Annotated in this window: 11 protein-coding genes; 2 read left to right on the top strand and 9 right to left on the bottom strand. The window is 61.3% G+C overall.

All coding sequences use genetic code 11. The features are described 5' to 3' along the window. Positions 1 to 15: 15 nt before the first annotated feature. The 7 genes from thrC to KUA11_RS04880 all read right to left on the bottom strand — a co-directional run bounded on the left by thrC (position 16) and on the right by KUA11_RS04880 (position 9,413). The gene (gene thrC, locus KUA11_RS04910) at positions 16 to 1,416 is read right to left on the bottom strand and encodes a threonine synthase (RefSeq protein ID WP_217409263.1); all 1,401 of its coding nucleotides are present in this window, start codon (positions 1,414 to 1,416) and stop codon (positions 16 to 18) included. Between the two features lie 40 nt (positions 1,417 to 1,456). Next, positions 1,457 to 2,599, bottom strand: a complete 1,143-nt coding sequence (locus KUA11_RS04905) for an L-dopachrome tautomerase-related protein (RefSeq protein ID WP_217409262.1) — start codon at positions 2,597 to 2,599, stop codon at positions 1,457 to 1,459. Between the two features lie 73 nt (positions 2,600 to 2,672). Then, positions 2,673 to 3,950 (bottom strand): Hsp70 family protein, encoded by a 1,278-nt coding sequence (locus tag KUA11_RS04900; RefSeq protein ID WP_217409261.1) that lies wholly within the window; start codon positions 3,948 to 3,950, stop codon positions 2,673 to 2,675. 46 nt (positions 3,951 to 3,996) lie between these two features. Next, a complete protein-coding gene (locus KUA11_RS04895) occupies positions 3,997 to 4,818 on the bottom strand; it encodes an EAL domain-containing protein (protein WP_217409260.1) in 822 nt (273 codons plus the stop codon). Between the two features lie 190 nt (positions 4,819 to 5,008). After that, positions 5,009 to 6,037, bottom strand: coding sequence for an isocitrate/isopropylmalate dehydrogenase family protein (locus tag KUA11_RS04890; protein ID WP_166313572.1), 1,029 nt, complete (start codon positions 6,035 to 6,037; stop codon positions 5,009 to 5,011). Positions 6,038 to 6,110: 73 nt separating this feature from the next. Further along, the gene (locus KUA11_RS04885) at positions 6,111 to 7,910 is read right to left on the bottom strand and encodes an aminopeptidase P family protein (RefSeq protein ID WP_254454689.1); all 1,800 of its coding nucleotides are present in this window, start codon (positions 7,908 to 7,910) and stop codon (positions 6,111 to 6,113) included. 51 nt (positions 7,911 to 7,961) lie between these two features. Beyond that, a complete protein-coding gene (locus KUA11_RS04880) occupies positions 7,962 to 9,413 on the bottom strand; it encodes a glucoamylase family protein (protein ID WP_408744157.1) in 1,452 nt (483 codons plus the stop codon). A 335-nt stretch (positions 9,414 to 9,748) separates the two neighbouring features. Between KUA11_RS04880 and KUA11_RS04875 the strand changes: the two genes are divergently transcribed. Beyond that, entirely contained in the window at positions 9,749 to 9,955 is a 207-nt protein-coding gene (locus KUA11_RS04875; protein WP_166313576.1) for a cold-shock protein, read from the top strand. A gap of 619 nt (positions 9,956 to 10,574) precedes the next feature. On the opposite strand, the gene hemA is transcribed toward KUA11_RS04875, so the two are convergent. Both hemA and KUA11_RS04865 read right to left on the bottom strand, forming a co-directional pair. Beyond that, positions 10,575 to 11,849 (bottom strand): 5-aminolevulinate synthase, encoded by a 1,275-nt coding sequence (gene hemA / locus KUA11_RS04870; protein ID WP_408744149.1) that lies wholly within the window; start codon positions 11,847 to 11,849, stop codon positions 10,575 to 10,577. A 252-nt stretch (positions 11,850 to 12,101) separates the two neighbouring features. Then, positions 12,102 to 12,635 (bottom strand): hypothetical protein, encoded by a 534-nt coding sequence (locus tag KUA11_RS04865; protein ID WP_254454688.1) that lies wholly within the window; start codon positions 12,633 to 12,635, stop codon positions 12,102 to 12,104. 149 nt (positions 12,636 to 12,784) lie between these two features. Here KUA11_RS04865 and KUA11_RS04860 point away from each other — a divergent pair, with 149 nt between their 5' ends. Further along, a complete protein-coding gene (locus KUA11_RS04860; RefSeq protein ID WP_217409257.1) occupies positions 12,785 to 14,671 on the top strand; it encodes a transketolase-like TK C-terminal-containing protein in 1,887 nt (628 codons plus the stop codon). Positions 14,672 to 14,682 lie beyond the last annotated feature (11 nt).

The following is a 14,682-nucleotide window of genomic DNA, read 5'->3' as shown; positions in this document are numbered from 1 at the left end:
CCGCCCGGAAGGGGATCAGCGTGAGTTGGCGAGGACGCTGGCCCGGATGGCATCTTCCACGACCGTAAGATCGTTGGACACCACGCGGTAGCGCTCCTCGCGCTCGAACAGGTCCGCCAGAGATGGGGGTAGTGCGGGCGTAATTCCAGTGGCTTCACGCATGGCATCTGGGAACTTCGCCGGATGCGCCGTCGCCATGGCCACCATGGGTACACCCGGCTCGCGGAACGCGCGGCCTGCGGCAATGCCAATGATGGTGTGTGGGTCGGCTAGATAGCGATTTTTCTCGTACAGCGAGCGGATTTCGGCGGTCGTGGCCGCGTCGTCCAACTCCTTGCCGGAGAATAGGGTGCTGATGGCCTCCCAGGCCTTGGAGGGGACGTCCATCTTTCCCGTCGTGCGGAAGCCGGTCATCAGATTGGCGCAGGCCTGTGCGTCCCGTCCCATCACCTCGAACAGCAGACGCTCAAAGTTGGAGGAGACCTGAATATCCATCGACGGCGACAGGCTGGGCACGACCTTGCGGGTGCTCATGTCGTTGCTGTGAAGGAAGCGTGTGAGGATGTCGTTGCGGTTGGAGCCAACGCACAGATGCTTCACCGGCAGGCCCATCTGACATGCGACCCATGCGGCCAGCACGTTGCCGAAATTACCGGTGGGGACAGCGAACGAGACTTCACGGTCCGGCGCGCCAAGCTGCAGAGCGGAATAGACGTAATAGGGGATCTGGGCGGCGATGCGGGCCCAGTTGATGGAATTGACAGCAGAGAGGTGCATGTCGGTGCGGAACGGCAGGTCCGCGAACATGGATTTCACCAGATCCTGACAGTCGTCGAACGTGCCCTGCACCGCAAGATTGTGAATGTTCGGGTCCAGCACCGTGGTCATCTGGCGACGCTGCACTTCGGAAGTGCGGCCTTCGGGGTGCAGAATGGCCACCGTCAGGCGCTCGCGTCCACGACAGGCTTCGATCGCGGCGGAGCCGGTGTCGCCCGAGGTCGCACCCACGATGGTCACGCGTTCGTCACGCTCGTTTAGTACATGATCGAACAGCCGCCCGAGCAGCTGCATGGCCATATCTTTGAAGGCCAGCGTAGGCCCGTGGAACAGTTCCTGTACGAACAGACCGTCCTCAATCTGCGTAAGCGGCACGATGGCGGCGTGATCGAAGCGTGCATAAGCGTCGTGGCACAGCTTGCTCAGCGTCTCGTGCGTGAGCGAACCCTCCGCGAAAGGCGCGATGACGCGCGCGGCGAGGTCCGGATACGACAGCGTGCGCATGGCCCGCCATTCGTCTTTCGAGAACTGCGGCCAGCTCTCGGGCATGTAGAGGCCGCCATCCTCCGCCAGACCGGCAAGCAGGATGTCGGAGAAGGAGCGGGTCGGGGCCTGACCACGGGTGGAAACGTATTTCATGTGTCTTCCATAGCCGGTCTAGGCGCCGCCGGGGAGGGGACTATTTGCGCAAAACGTCCGATGTGGCGTCATCGGGCAGGTGCAGCGCATAGACCGTGACAGGCCATTGCACCGTGGCGTGGCCGTTCTGGAAACGCGCGGCCTGATCGAGTTGCGAGGCGGGCACATAGAGGGTGTTGCCAGAAAGCGAAGCGCCGCCCGGCCAGCGCAGTCTCGGATCGGTGATGAGATGATGCGGGATGCGGCCCGGTGTGTAGCTGTCGATGCTGCCGGTCGTCACATCGGACCAGTAGAGCGTGCCATCTGGTCCGACTGTCAAACCACCGAGAGCATGTGTCTTGTACCACAGCGTGGCGCTCTCCTGCAGAGCAGTGTTCGTGGAGTCGGGATCGTCGAACAGAGAGGTGGCGATGCGGTAAAGCGGTCCGCAATAGGGCTGGACATAGAGCCATTGCCCATCCGGGCTGATGGCGATCAGGCTGGCGTCAATGGCGATGGGTCGTCCGTCCGGTGCTTTTACCGTGCCGGACGGGGTGGTGATGGGGCGTCCAGCGGTCAGTGCCTGCACATGATCGAGAAACCGTTGGGCCGAGCCGTCATCGAGATTGACCACGACAAGCCCGGCATCACCAGAATCCGGCACATAGGCCGTGTTGCCATGAATGGCGATGCCACCGAGGACGCTGCCGTGTCGCAGAACATTGGGGGAGAGTTCGATCACTCTCTGCACGGTGTTGTTCTGAGTTTCGATCTGGATCAGTTTCGGCCCCGCTACAGGTGGCTTCTCACGGTCCGAGACACCGCTATCGATGACCCACAGGCTCCCATCGGAGGCCAGCGTCATGCCGGTGATGGCGACAAAACGCTGCGCCGGATCGCCTGCGTCCGTGTTCCAGCGACTGTTGGGATAGGGCGTGGGGGCCGCACCTTTTGCGCTGACGCTCAATTGCGGAGTGGGATTGCCCAGCCAGCCCGGCGCTTCGAGGATCAGACGTCCATCGGGGAGAGCCTGCACAGCGTCCCATATCTGCGTGGAGGAGGTGAGAGCGGGCGAAAGCGCGCCCCCAGCGACTTCCGGTTTCTCCGGCATTGGAACGGCCCACGCCATTTCCGGCGTAATGAGGGGCGAGAGAAAAAGGACCGCCAGAAGCGGCAGGCGGGCGCATGCGGAAAACCGTCTCATGGCGACGAATGTCGCTTGTGGAGCCGCGACTGACAACACCCGTTGGACGCTGACCTGATTCGCCCAGAACGGATTACGCGGAGGCCAGCGCCAGACCTTCGGCCACCGAGACGAACTCGCCTCCGAGTTCCACACGCTCTTCTCCAAAACGCGAAGTAAACAGGCGACGCACGGCGGGCACGAAGGAAGTGCCACCTGTGAGGAAGACGCGATCGATCTGATTGGGTGTCAGATTCGCTTCATTCATGGCGCGATCGATGCCTTCATCGAGTTGTGCGATGTCGGGAGCAATCCAGCGCTCGAACTCTTCACGGGAAATGGAAGTCTCGATGTTCAGACCGGGCTGAGAAAAGCTGAGCTGTGCGGTTTCGGCGGAAGAGAGGGCGCGTTTGGTTGCCGAGACCGCGTTGTAGAGTTCCTGCCCGCGCTGTTCGCGAACCAGTTCGATGAGGTTTTCCAGCTTCTGCGGTTCGGAGGTGGTGCGCGCGACATCCGCGATTTCGTTGAGAATACGAGGTGTGCGCATTAGCGAAAGGCGGTGCCACCGGGCAAGGGCACGGAACCATTCGATAGGCACTGGCAAAGGTTCCCCGCCCATGATGCGGAAAGTGCAGTCGCGGCCGAGGGATGGCGCCACCACATTATCGATGATCCGGAAGTCGAACTGGTCCCCTGCCAGTCCTACACCGGCATGTCCTAGCGGCTGGGTGGCCTGCGTGCCGCCGGGATCGAAGCGCATGACCGAGAAATCGCTTGTGCCGCCGCCGAAATCCCCCACCAGCACAGTGGCGGGGCGATCAAGACGCTGCATGAAGCGCCATCCAGCGGCTTCCGGCTCCAGCATGACAGAAACATCAGCAAATCCCGCTTCGGCAAAACCGGCCCGTAGACGTTCCTCTCCAAGAGCATCATCGGCGCTCTCGCCCACGAAATGCACCGGCCGCCCAACCGTCACGGCGCAATCGGCCGGGGAGAGGCCGCCCAGCTTCATCAGTTCGCGCAAGAAAGTGGCGATAAGGCGTTCCAGTGACAGCCGCTGGCCGAACACCTGTGTTTCACGGAAGCTGGCCTGCGCCAGATAGGACTTCATGGACATGATCAGGCGGGTCTCGGCCGGATCGTCCAGATGCGCCTCGATAGCGTCTGCGCCCACGGCACGTTCCAGCACGCGGCGTCCACCTTCCATTTCCTGCCAGATGGCCAGCAATGTGCGGCAGGTTTCGGTGGTGGAGCCGTCCTGCATGGGAAAACGGATGGTCTGGATCGTGCGGTCGGGCCGCGCGATCACGATGACGCTGTTGGTTGTGCCGAAATCGATACCGATCCGGGTGAGGGCGGGGGAGGACGTCATGACGGGCGGAGATAGAGTTCGACCGCCTGCCTGTCCATGTCTGATTTCAGGTGGCGAGAGGGGACACGTTCTCGTTGGCATACAGTCTCAGGAAGGCAGGCAGCGGTTCCGCTGCCCCCAGCGCCATGCCACCGCCTTCTCGACAGCCGATCGATTGAAGAAAGGAAAGAGTGTCCGCCGTATCCACCCCATCCGCGCGCGTGGTCAGACCCATATCGCTTGCCAGTTGGATAATAGCGTGGGCCATGCTGCGGTTGACGGCCTGCTGTTCGTCATCGCTTGTCTGAAAGAGATGGCGATTGAGCTTCACCCCGGTCAGGAGACCGGCAAATGTGCGGTCTCTCAGAAGGGTGAGGCTGGATGTGCCGGAACCGAAGCCCGCCAGAATCAGGCCCACGCCAACATCACGCAACGCAGCAAGGGAATAGAACAGCGTATCGGTGTCTTCCGTCAGGCTGATCTCGGTAAATTCAAGGTCGAGACGATTGGCTTCGAAATCGTGCGTTGTCAGGGCCGTCGTCAGGCGCGTCAGCAGATCTTCGGGCAGCGGCCCGGCATGTTCGATCGGCAGCGAGAGGCGACATCCGGGCGGCAGACTCGCTGCCACTGCGCATCCATCCGAGAGAAGACGCCCCCATGCCGGATCTTTCTGTCGGCCACGGCGCACAGAAGGGCGGCTGATGATGGGCGTAGGCGCGGGATGAAGATCGGCGCCTGTCAGACACAGGGTCGAAAGGCAGCGACGCGGAGAAAGAATGAGGGGTGGGGCCAGCCGGACATCCGGACGCGTCTCCACATTGCGTGGAGCCTTGCGGCGTGGTGGCTCGGACTGTGCCGTGGTGACGGTCACGGGTAGGGGATCTCCCATTTGCAAGGCTCGTGGGAGAATGGGGGAGAGTGGTAATTTTCTGGTAAACCGCGCCAGAATTTCGTGTCTCTACAGACGTTTTCCCGAACTGGTGAAGAAAAGCCCCGATACGCAAAGACCCCGCCGAAAAATAGGCGGGGTCTCTGGCAGTCAGCGCCGAAACAGATCCGGCGTTAGCAGGACGCGGGGATCAGACGAGCGCCTGCTTCAGCGCGGCCGTCAGTTCCTTGGTGCCGGCTTCACCGCCCATGTCACGGGTGCGGACCTTGCCGCTGGTGATCAGGTTGGTGATTGCCGTATCGATCCGGTCGGCCAGATCGTCACGACGGACATGGCGCAGCATCATCACCGCAGCGAGCAGCAGGGCCAGCGGGTTGGCAAGGTTCTTGCCCGCGATGTCAGGAGCCGAACCATGCACGGCCTCAAAGATCGCGGTCTTTTCACCGATGTTCGCACCCGGCGCGAGACCGAGGCCGCCCACCAGACCGGCAGCCTGATCGGACAGGATGTCGCCGAACAGGTTGGTGGTCACGATGACGTCGAACTGCCACGGATTGGTGACGAGCTGCATGGAGCAGGCGTCCACAATACGCTCGTCACACTCGACGCGGCCCTTGTATTCCTCGGCCACCTTGCGACCGGCTTCGAGGAACATGCCGCACATCTGCTTGATGATGTTGGCCTTGTGGACCAGCGTCACCTTCTTGCGGTTGTTCTTCACGGCGTAATCGAAGGCAAAGCGGACGATGCGCTCACATTCCTTGCGTGAGACATAACCACCCGAGAGCGCAATGCCCTTGGAGTCGCCGTTCGCGGGGATCGTGTGCTCCATCGCGGCGTAGTAGCCTTCGAGGTTCTCGCGCACGATCACGAGGTCGATCTTCTCGTAGCGGCCACCGGGGATAATGGTCTTGGTGGGACGAAGATTTGCGTAGAGTTCGAACTCCTGACGCATCGTGACGTTGATGGACTTGAAGCCGCCACCGACGGGGGTGGTCAGCGGGCCTTTCAGTGCCAGACCAGTCTTGCGAATGCTTTCGATGGTTTCTTTCGGCAGCGGATCGTTAACCGCATCCACGCCCGCCATGCCAGCGATGTGGCGTTCCCATTTGAACGGCGCGCCAACCGCGTCGAGGATTTCGACGACCGAGTCCATGATCTCGGGACCGATACCGTCGCCCGGAATAAGGGTGGCGGGGATGGTTTTACTGTTGCTCATCTTGAACTCCCTGTGCATCCGCCGCCTGTTCTGCCCCGCAATGGCTCCGATGGCGACGCGCAATCGCGTGTTTTCACTTCCTGTTGATGGGAGAGCAGGCATGTGAGAGCCATGCTGCCGTCTCCGCAGGCAGCAGCGGACCGATCTTTTTCAGCACCTGCGCATGATATTCATCGAGCCGCGCCGCATCGTCCGCTCCCAGCAGTTCCACATCGATCAGACGTTTGTCGAAGGGCGCCAGAGTCAGCGTTTCGAACGACAGGAACATGCGGTTTTCCGGTCCCGGCTCGGGCGCGGTGACCAGCACGAGCGTTTCCAGCCGGATGCCGAATGCGCCGGGGCGGTAATAACCCGGCTCATTGGAAACGATCATGCCCGGCTCGAGGGCTACCTTGTTGGCCATCTTGGAGATGCGCTGCGGACCCTCGTGTACGGACAGATAGCTACCCACCCCATGACCGGTGCCATGGTCGAAATCCAGCCGTCCCTCCCACAGCGCGAGTCGGGCGAGGGCATCCAGGGCGCTTCCCGGCGTACCTTGGGGAAAGACAGCCGCTCCCAGTCGGAGGTTGCCCTTGAGCACGCGAGTGAAGGCGGCCTTCACTTCGGCAGGCGGTGCGTCCGGTCCGGTCCAGACCGTGCGGGTTATGTCGGTGGTGCCGTCAGGATACTGACCGCCGCTGTCGATCAGACACACCGTATCGGCTTCGATGGTGCGGTCCGTCTCCGATGTGACGCGGTAATGGATGATCGCTCCATTCGGACCTGTGCCGGCGATGGTGTCGAACGAGTCGCCGCGATAGTCCGGGACTTCGGCGCGGAAGGCGGCAAGCTGCTTTACCAACCCCAGTTCGGTCGAACCTATGGCGTGCTGATCCATCCAGTGCAGGAAGCGACAGACAGCCACGGCATCGCGCAGATGGGCTGTGCGGGCGCCCTGCTGTTCCACGTCGTTCTTACGGGCGCGGGGAAGGGCACAGGGATCGTTCGCTTCCACGATCCGGGCATTGTGCCGTTCCAGTACCTGCGTGAACCACACGGGCGTTGTCGTAGGGTCAAGAGCGACGGTTTTACCGCCCAATGCGGCCAGAGACGCTTCGAGGTGCGCTGGTGGAAGGATGGAGACTTCGCTTCCCAGACCGTCTCGCACATCTGCCGCCACTCGGTCGGGCTCTACAAACAGGTCCACACGGGCATCGCGGTGCAGGATGGCGAAGGCGAGCACAACCGGCGTGCAGGGCACGTCCGCTCCACGAATGTTGAGTAGCCACGCCACCGATGTCGTATCGGCGAGAACGACGGCGTCCTGCCCATCCTGCGCAAGATCGGCGGCCAGCGCACCCCGCTTGGCGGCACTTGTTTCTCCCGCAAAGGCAAGCGGGTGTAAGGTTACAGGGGAACGTGGCGTAGCTGGACGATCTGCCCACACACGGTCGATCAGATTTTCGGAAGTGGGGATAAGGTTCGCACCGGATTGGGCGAAGGTGTTCAGTGTTGCTGCGCTGATGATACGGGGATCGTAGCCGATACGCTCGGCCGGGGTGGCGTGGTCTTTCAGCCATTCCTGTGGCGGGGTTTGGCTGATGTGCAGCCGGTCCCATATTTCGCCGTCCACCTGATCGTCCATCTGGGTGATGTAGCGTCCGTCCGAAAAGACGGCCGCACGCTCACGCAAGACGATCGCCAGGCCCGCGCTGCCGGTGAACCCGGTGATCCACGCCAGCCGCTCGGCGCAGGCAGGTGTGTATTCGCCCAGATATTCGTCGCTGTGGGGAACAATTAGGCCCGCGAGATCGTGTTCCTCCATGAGCGCGCGGAGGCGGCGCAGCCGATCTCCCATCGTGTCCGCTGAAGAGTGGGGAGGTTCGGCCATAAGTGAGGTGTCTCCTTGCTGGACGGGATTATTAGGACGCGTTTGGACGTTTCAGCCCTTGGAAGGCGTAGCCACTGGCGTTGCCTGCGAATGGGTGACAGGAGGCGTGGTTTTTTCCAGCCAGCCGCCCCGGAAGCCCGCCTGTTCCAGTCCCGTGCGGATATAGGGGTTGCGCTTCATCACGTTCCACACAAGACCACTGCGCCAGTTTTCGATCATCAGCAGGATGGGGCCCTGATCGATGCCGACATATTCCTTGTCCGACCAATAGGATTTGCCGTCCTTGAAGGTCGGGTTGAACGCATCGACGAAACCATAACGCCCATAAATCTGGCCGCCATAAAGTGTTTTCATGTTGCGAAGTGTGGGCAGCACGATTTCGGGCGCGAAGGCAATCGAGCCGGCGGCGGCCGTGGGGGCGATGGTGCCGTCATCCTGTGTGTAGTCGCGACCGGTGCCTCGGGCGGAATAAGAAAGGAAGTGACGCTTCTGACCGTCCACGTCCCGATCCGTCTCTCCCGGTCCATCGGAGGCCGTCAGCCCCCATACATTGGCGCCGTAGCCCTGCCATTTTCCGGGATTGGCAATGGCATAGGCGCGCTGGGCATAGGCGGCGCGACGGCTGTTCTCGAAATAGTCGATGTTCTTGGTGCGGACCCATTCATCCTGAATGCCGCGAAAGTCGATCCATGCGTGGGTGTACTGGTGCCCGAAAAGGGGGGCGAAGTTCAGAAATGTCTGACCATTGAAATCGCCCCACCGTTTGTCATTGGTCGAGAGCCATGCCTGCCATGAAGCAGCCTGTAACGGTGACGAAGGGGAGGCGAGGCCGAGGATATAGACCATCATCCCCTCGCTGTAGCCTTCCCAGTAATTGGCGATGAACTGGTGCTCCGGACTCCATCCCATGCTCAGCCGGTTGTCAGGGCGGCGCATCCACTGCCAGTCCACATTGCGATAAAGTTGGTCCGCAAAGGAGCGGATCTGCTGCTCAGCCGGAGTGTCGCGGTCGTAGAAGGATTGCGCGAACAGCACGCCCTGTATCAGCAGCGCGGTGTCGATGCTGGACAGTTCGATATCGTGATTGAAGCGCAGGCCGGTCTGATTGTTCAGAAAATGATAGAAAAAGCCGTGAAACCCGGCGGCATCGTCCGGCGTATCGTTTTGGGGAAGCTGTGAGAGATAGCGGAGTGTTGCCAGCGTGCGGTCAGCGGCGTCTTCACGAGTGATATAATGGCGGCTTGCTCCGATACCGTAGGCTGTCAGGCCGAAACCGATGGACGCCACACTGGCGAAGGTCTGGGGAGAGGGGTAGCGATCCGGCACAAGGCCAGTGCGTGGATCGGATGCGTCCCAGAACCAGCGAAAGGTGCGCTGCTCGAGATCGTCGATCAGCGCCGTGTCCGAACAGTTTTCGGAGCAGGCAGTGGGAGAAGAAGGGGGCGGGGCGTCTTGAGCGGCCTGAGCCGGGAAAAGAGGGGCAGGGGTGCATGCCAGCAGCATGAAGGCTGCGCTGACCCGCAGTCTGGCTCTACGAACACTCATCCTGTCCCCGTTTTCATCGTTGTGTGATCCGGCTGCCAATGTGCGGCGGCGTGCCACATTAGGATGGTCATGCACGCAGGAGAAGAGCACGGACGTTCGGAGGGGTGGGAAAGTATTCCGGGCAGCTCGTGCGTTTTCGCTTGTGTTCCAGAGGGCGATCTGTGCAGAGTCCGTTTCGACGGATGCTTTTATCCGGGTTTTCGACGCATGCTGCGTTCATCATCCCTCTAAAAGTTAGTGTTTTCGTGCGTGTTTTACGTGCGACCGTCGTGTTGAGAAGAAGGAGCCTTGTTATGTCAAAAGGCACCGTAAAGTGGTTCGATACTGCCAAGGGTTATGGCTTCATCAAGCCTGAGGACGGAACGAAAGACATTTTCGTTCACGTTTCGGCTGTTGAGCGTTCCGGAATGGGAACTCTGTCCGAAGGTCAGGAAGTTTCCTATGACGTCGAAGCTGGCCGTAATGGCAAGGAATCGGCGGTGAATCTTCAGGCTGCGTAAAGCGCCGGGATTTCCGACCAGAAGCCGTCCTTCGGGACGGCTTTTTGCGTTTATGGGGATAGGATCACTGCGGGTGTCCGCAGACGGTTTTTTCACCCGGCAGATGATTGAAATTGCATGAAAGCGCTGCATCCGTCGGCGTAGGAGACGATGATCTGTCGCAGCAGGCCCCAAGAGAAATAAGCGCTGCGATGAGGAAGAGGTGACGCTTCTTCACGAAATTCCCTCTCACACCAGTTGGGCCAATGGCCGGACGATGTTCCAGATGCTCCGGCCTGCGACGGAGAGGATAAGGACTACGATAGCCAGCGCTATGAGAGGCTTCGTTTTCATGATGGTCTCTCCGTTCTTCGGTGGAGGCGTGAATTGGATGGCTGGTTGATGAGTTTATCTAGCAAGCCTGACGATAAAAGCCTCTTGCGTCTTTGATGGAACTTTCCTCGGTAGTGCTTGTGAAGAATTTCCTGCCTTTGACTTGTCGTGTAGAAGCAGGGCAATGCGAAAATGCTTCCGTCGCGCGTGTCATGTAGTGGCGGACAGACTGCACATCGATATATGCAACCGCGACCATGTGGAGATACCAATCAAGGCAGTCCACATGGTCACATTGCCTAATGCTTCAGGCCGCGGCTTCCGCCATGTTGCGCACATTGTCGGACACCACTGGAAGCGGCACTTCCGCCAACAGTGTCTTCAGAGCTGCCACCATCTGATCCATCATTTCGTCCGTGTGAAACGGGCCGGGCGTAAGTCGCAGACGCTCCGTTCCCTGCGGCACGGTCGGATAGTTGATGGGTGTGGCGTACAGCCCGTATTCGTTGAGCAGACGGCGGCTGATGATCTTGCAGCGCTCGGCATCGCCCACAGGCACCGGAACAATATGGCTTGGCGTCATGGTGAAGGGCACGCCAGCAGCCCGCAACTTGGCGCGGAAGGTGTTCACGCGCTCGAACATTTTCTCACGTCGCCAGTTCTGGGCGCGCACCATCTTCACGCTCGTCAACGCGGCTGCGACGACTGATGGCGGGAGAGAGGTGGTGAAGATAAACCCCGAGGCGGCTGAGCGGAGATAATCCACGATGGAGGCGGACGCGGTGATGTACCCACCATGCACACCGAACCCTTTGGCCAGCGTGCCCTCAATGATGTCCACCTGGTCGGACACGCCATCACGGTCCGTGACGCCGCCTCCCTGTTCGCCGTACAGGCCAACTGCGTGGACCTCATCGATATAAGTCAGGGCGTTGTAGCGACGGGCCAGCGCGCAGATGCCCGCGATGTCTGAGATGTCACCGTCCATGGAATAGACGCTCTCGAAGGCAATCAACTTGGGAGCATCGACCGGCGCTGCCGCAAGTTTAGCTTCGAGGTCCGCCAGATCGTTGTGTTCGAATATGATGGTCGTGGACCCGCGCGCACCCTTGATGCCTGCGATCATGGAGGCATGGTTCAGGCGGTCGGAGAAACAGATCCAGCCCGGCATGGAGGTGAGGATCGTCTGCAGGCTGGCTTGATTGGAGACATAGCCGGAGGTGAAGAGCAGCCCCGCTTCCTTACCGTGCAGGGACGCCAGTTCCGCTTCGAGCGCCTTGTGCAGCGGGCTTGTGCCGGCGATGTTACGGGTTCCGCCAGCGCCAGCGCCGTGTTCACGAATGGCATTGATGGCCGCCTCGCACACTTCCGGCTCCACGCCCATGCCGAGATAGTCGTTGGAGGACCACACCACGACTTCGCGGCCCTGCGGAATATCGGCCAATTCTTCTTCATAGACCGGGTAACGGGCCGCATCACGGGCAAGGGGAGTGAAGGTCCTGTAACGTCCCTGTCTGCGGATATCCGCCAAAGCATCGTCACAAAAATCGTAAAACGGGTGTCTCGCGTTACGAATACTCACCCTGCTCCACTCCTGTTCGGGCCTTTCCGCACGGTCCATTTCTCTCTTCCCAAGCCGAAAAGCCAAGGATTCAAGAGAGTCATGAAGATTTCTTCAGTGGGCCAAGCCCCTGAGAACATGCAAAATCCGGCTCTGCCTGCTGCCGACGACCTCCGGCCGGTCCGAAGTCGTCTCCCGTGTGCCGTTTGTTCCCAGATACAATCGGGATACGCGCACCTACAACCCGCAATAGATGCAGGTTATCGGGAAATGTCAGCGAACATACACCTGCACCCGCGGACTCGCCACACTCGAATCCGGCATGGCCGACATCTCGACTTGTGCGGGATCGGCTCCGGCCCCCACGATGGTGTCCGCGATAGGCTGTCCTTCCTCGGCCAGAACACGTTGAAGGGCGTCGCGCGTGGCATCTTCGCTGGTGCCCGGCGGAGCCAAAACACGCACAAGGAAAAGGATATTCGGTTTGCGGTCGAGAGCCTTGCGCGTCACGGTTTGGACGGCGCTTTCCCATTGTGACCGGGGCGTTCCAGCCATCACTTCGATCAATGGGGGAATGGGAGGCGGCCCGGGCGGCGGCGGCGGAATGTAGACTTTTGGCGGTCGACTCGCGTTTGGGTCGAATGTCCGCTGATCGAGCAGCTTGCATCCGGCAAGAAATCCCGCTCCCCCAATCAGACCGCCACGCAACACATGGCGACGAGTGGCCTGCAGCTTCACGCCCGCCGTTGACGACGCATCTCGTCTGCGAGAGCGGGGCAAAAAGGAGGCAGGGAAGGGATGCGGCATGAGGCAGACGCTTGCAGAAAGTTGAAGATACGGCAAACCGTCACCGCACTTGTCGCGGGACCGCTTGGAGCCTATAGCCACGACTGCAAGCGATCCACAAGACCTGCAGGAGCCGCGGCCCCTTCCGACAGGGAGGATTTAGCTTTTCTATGCCTCATGTCTCCGGTTCTTCCCGTCTGTCCAGCCGCCTCCGCCAGCCGCCTGCCAGTGTGAGGGCGGGAGCGGAGCGGGTTATTCCAGATGTGTTGTGGGCGGTCACAGCGCTTTTGCGTGACCGCATCCTGCGGTTCGATCCACAGGCGCCGCTTTGGCCGGATCGGGATCGTCTCGTCGTCTCGTCCCCCTCACTGCTTCCATTGCGCTCGGCTTTTGCATTGGCGGAGACGGCTCCCCCGTCATCCCTTCCGCGCTCGACGCAGGACGAACTTTTCGGTCTGGCGGGAGGGCTTCCGGGACAAGCCATAGCCGCGGCCTCCGGCATGGCCTTGGCGGAACAGCTTCTCGCCCGTCGGTTCGGGCGCTCGCTGGTGGATCATCGGACGTGGCTGCTGGCGCTTCCCGGCGATCTGGAAACCGGTGTGGCTCTTGAAGCGGCGGTTCTCGCCGGACGCTTCCGGCTGGAGAGACTGGCTGTCATCGTTGCCAGTCCTGACGCAGCTTTTCCGGCGACCCGGGAAGACCTCACGCGCGCTCTCGATCGCATCGAGGCGTCCGGGTGGTCCGTGCGCCGCACGAGCGGTGACGATCCCGAGGCTCTGATGAACGCCCTGACGGGGATCCGTCGCGCCCGCAAGCCGAGCCTGCTTGTCTGCGATCCGGGAAAAACACCGATCGTCCTGCCCTCCGAGCCGATGGTGCCGCGTGGTCAGGCGGCACGACGCACATGGCTTCGCAGGCTCAACCAGCACGCACAGCGCGCCGAATTCGAGCGCATTATGGACGGCCGGACCATTCCGCGTCTGGAAGAGGATTTCCTACGCCTATGGCGTATGAAGCCGCATGACGAACAGGAGGACGAAACCGCTCTCGTTCAGGAGGGGCTTCTGGGGCAGGCGACGCTGGCGGATCTTTTGCCCGAACTCGTCTCGCTCATCGGAGGGGCGGAGGCGGCCTCCCTTCTCGGTGCTCCCACAAAAACTTCGCATCACACCACGCTGACCTGTGGGCCACGTGAGCCTGCGATGGTGGGACTCATGAACGGGCTGGCTCTGCATGGTGGTTTGCTGCCTTGTGGCACGGCTCCGCTCTCTTCCGCCGACCGGATGCGTCCGGCTCTCCGATTTGCCTCGCTTGCCCGCAAGCGATTGCTCTGCGTTCTGGTCGAAGATTCACCGGACGCGGCGAGCGCCTTGTGGCAGCAGGTGGAGCAGCTCGCCAGCCTGCGCGCGATGCCGCATCTGGCGCTTTTCCGTCCCGCCAACGCGGAGGAAGTGGCTGCTGCGTGGCTCGGTGCGCTGCGGTGGAGTGATGGTCCTTCCGTCATCGTGCTGGGTCGAAACCTGTCCGAGCAGACAGACGCCTTCTCATTTCCCTCCTCCCGCGCGCGACGGACGGCGCGGGGGCCGGAATGTGGGGGGTACGTGCTGGAAGAAGCAACAGGAGGCGCTGGTCGTCGCAACGTGACGCTCATTGCCTCCGGTCCGGAACTGTCCGTTGCCCGTCAGGCCCGCGCCATGCTGGCGGCGGATGGCATCCGTGCAGCCGTAGTGTCCCTGCCGTGCTGGGAACTGTTCACACGGCAGGATCGAACCTATCGTGATGCGGTTCTGGGCACGCAGCCGCGCGTCGCGATTGAGGCGGCCTCCGGGTTTGGCTGGGAGCGCTGGATCGGTGAAAGAGGAGTTTTCATCGGCACGGAAGAATTCGGTATGGCATCGGGGGTCGACCCGCTGTACCAAAGCTTCGGTGTCACGCCGACCGTCGTCTGTGCGCACGTCCATGCGTGCCTCAACCGGGAGAGTCGAGCGGGCCAGACAGGTGGGGCGCAATCGCTCCGTTCGCAAGGACGGCGGATGCGCGCCACCACTCCATCGTAAGGTCAACGACC

The organism is Acetobacter estunensis, from assembly GCF_019083805.1.
Lineage (GTDB): Bacteria > Pseudomonadota > Alphaproteobacteria > Acetobacterales > Acetobacteraceae > Acetobacter > Acetobacter estunensis_A.
This window is presented reverse-complemented; position numbering and strand designations above follow the sequence as displayed.

Coding starts and splice junctions, on each gene's coding strand:
- thrC (WP_217409263.1), bottom strand. CDS start 1,416: ATGAAATACGTTTCCACCCGTGGTCAGGCCCCGACCCGCTCCTTCTCC.
- KUA11_RS04905 (WP_217409262.1), bottom strand. CDS start 2,599: ATGAGACGGTTTTCCGCATGCGCCCGCCTGCCGCTTCTGGCGGTCCTT.
- KUA11_RS04900 (WP_217409261.1), bottom strand. CDS start 3,950: ATGACGTCCTCCCCCGCCCTCACCCGGATCGGTATCGATTTCGGCACA.
- KUA11_RS04895 (WP_217409260.1), bottom strand. CDS start 4,818: ATGGGAGATCCCCTACCCGTGACCGTCACCACGGCACAGTCCGAGCCA.
- KUA11_RS04890 (WP_166313572.1), bottom strand. CDS start 6,037: ATGAGCAACAGTAAAACCATCCCCGCCACCCTTATTCCGGGCGACGGT.
- KUA11_RS04885 (WP_254454689.1), bottom strand. CDS start 7,910: ATGGCCGAACCTCCCCACTCTTCAGCGGACACGATGGGAGATCGGCTG.
- KUA11_RS04880 (WP_408744157.1), bottom strand. CDS start 9,413: ATGCTGCTGGCATGCACCCCTGCCCCTCTTTTCCCGGCTCAGGCCGCT.
- KUA11_RS04875 (WP_166313576.1), top strand. CDS start 9,749: ATGTCAAAAGGCACCGTAAAGTGGTTCGATACTGCCAAGGGTTATGGC.
- KUA11_RS04865 (WP_254454688.1), bottom strand. CDS start 12,635: ATGCCGCATCCCTTCCCTGCCTCCTTTTTGCCCCGCTCTCGCAGACGA.
- KUA11_RS04860 (WP_217409257.1), top strand. CDS start 12,785: ATGCCTCATGTCTCCGGTTCTTCCCGTCTGTCCAGCCGCCTCCGCCAG.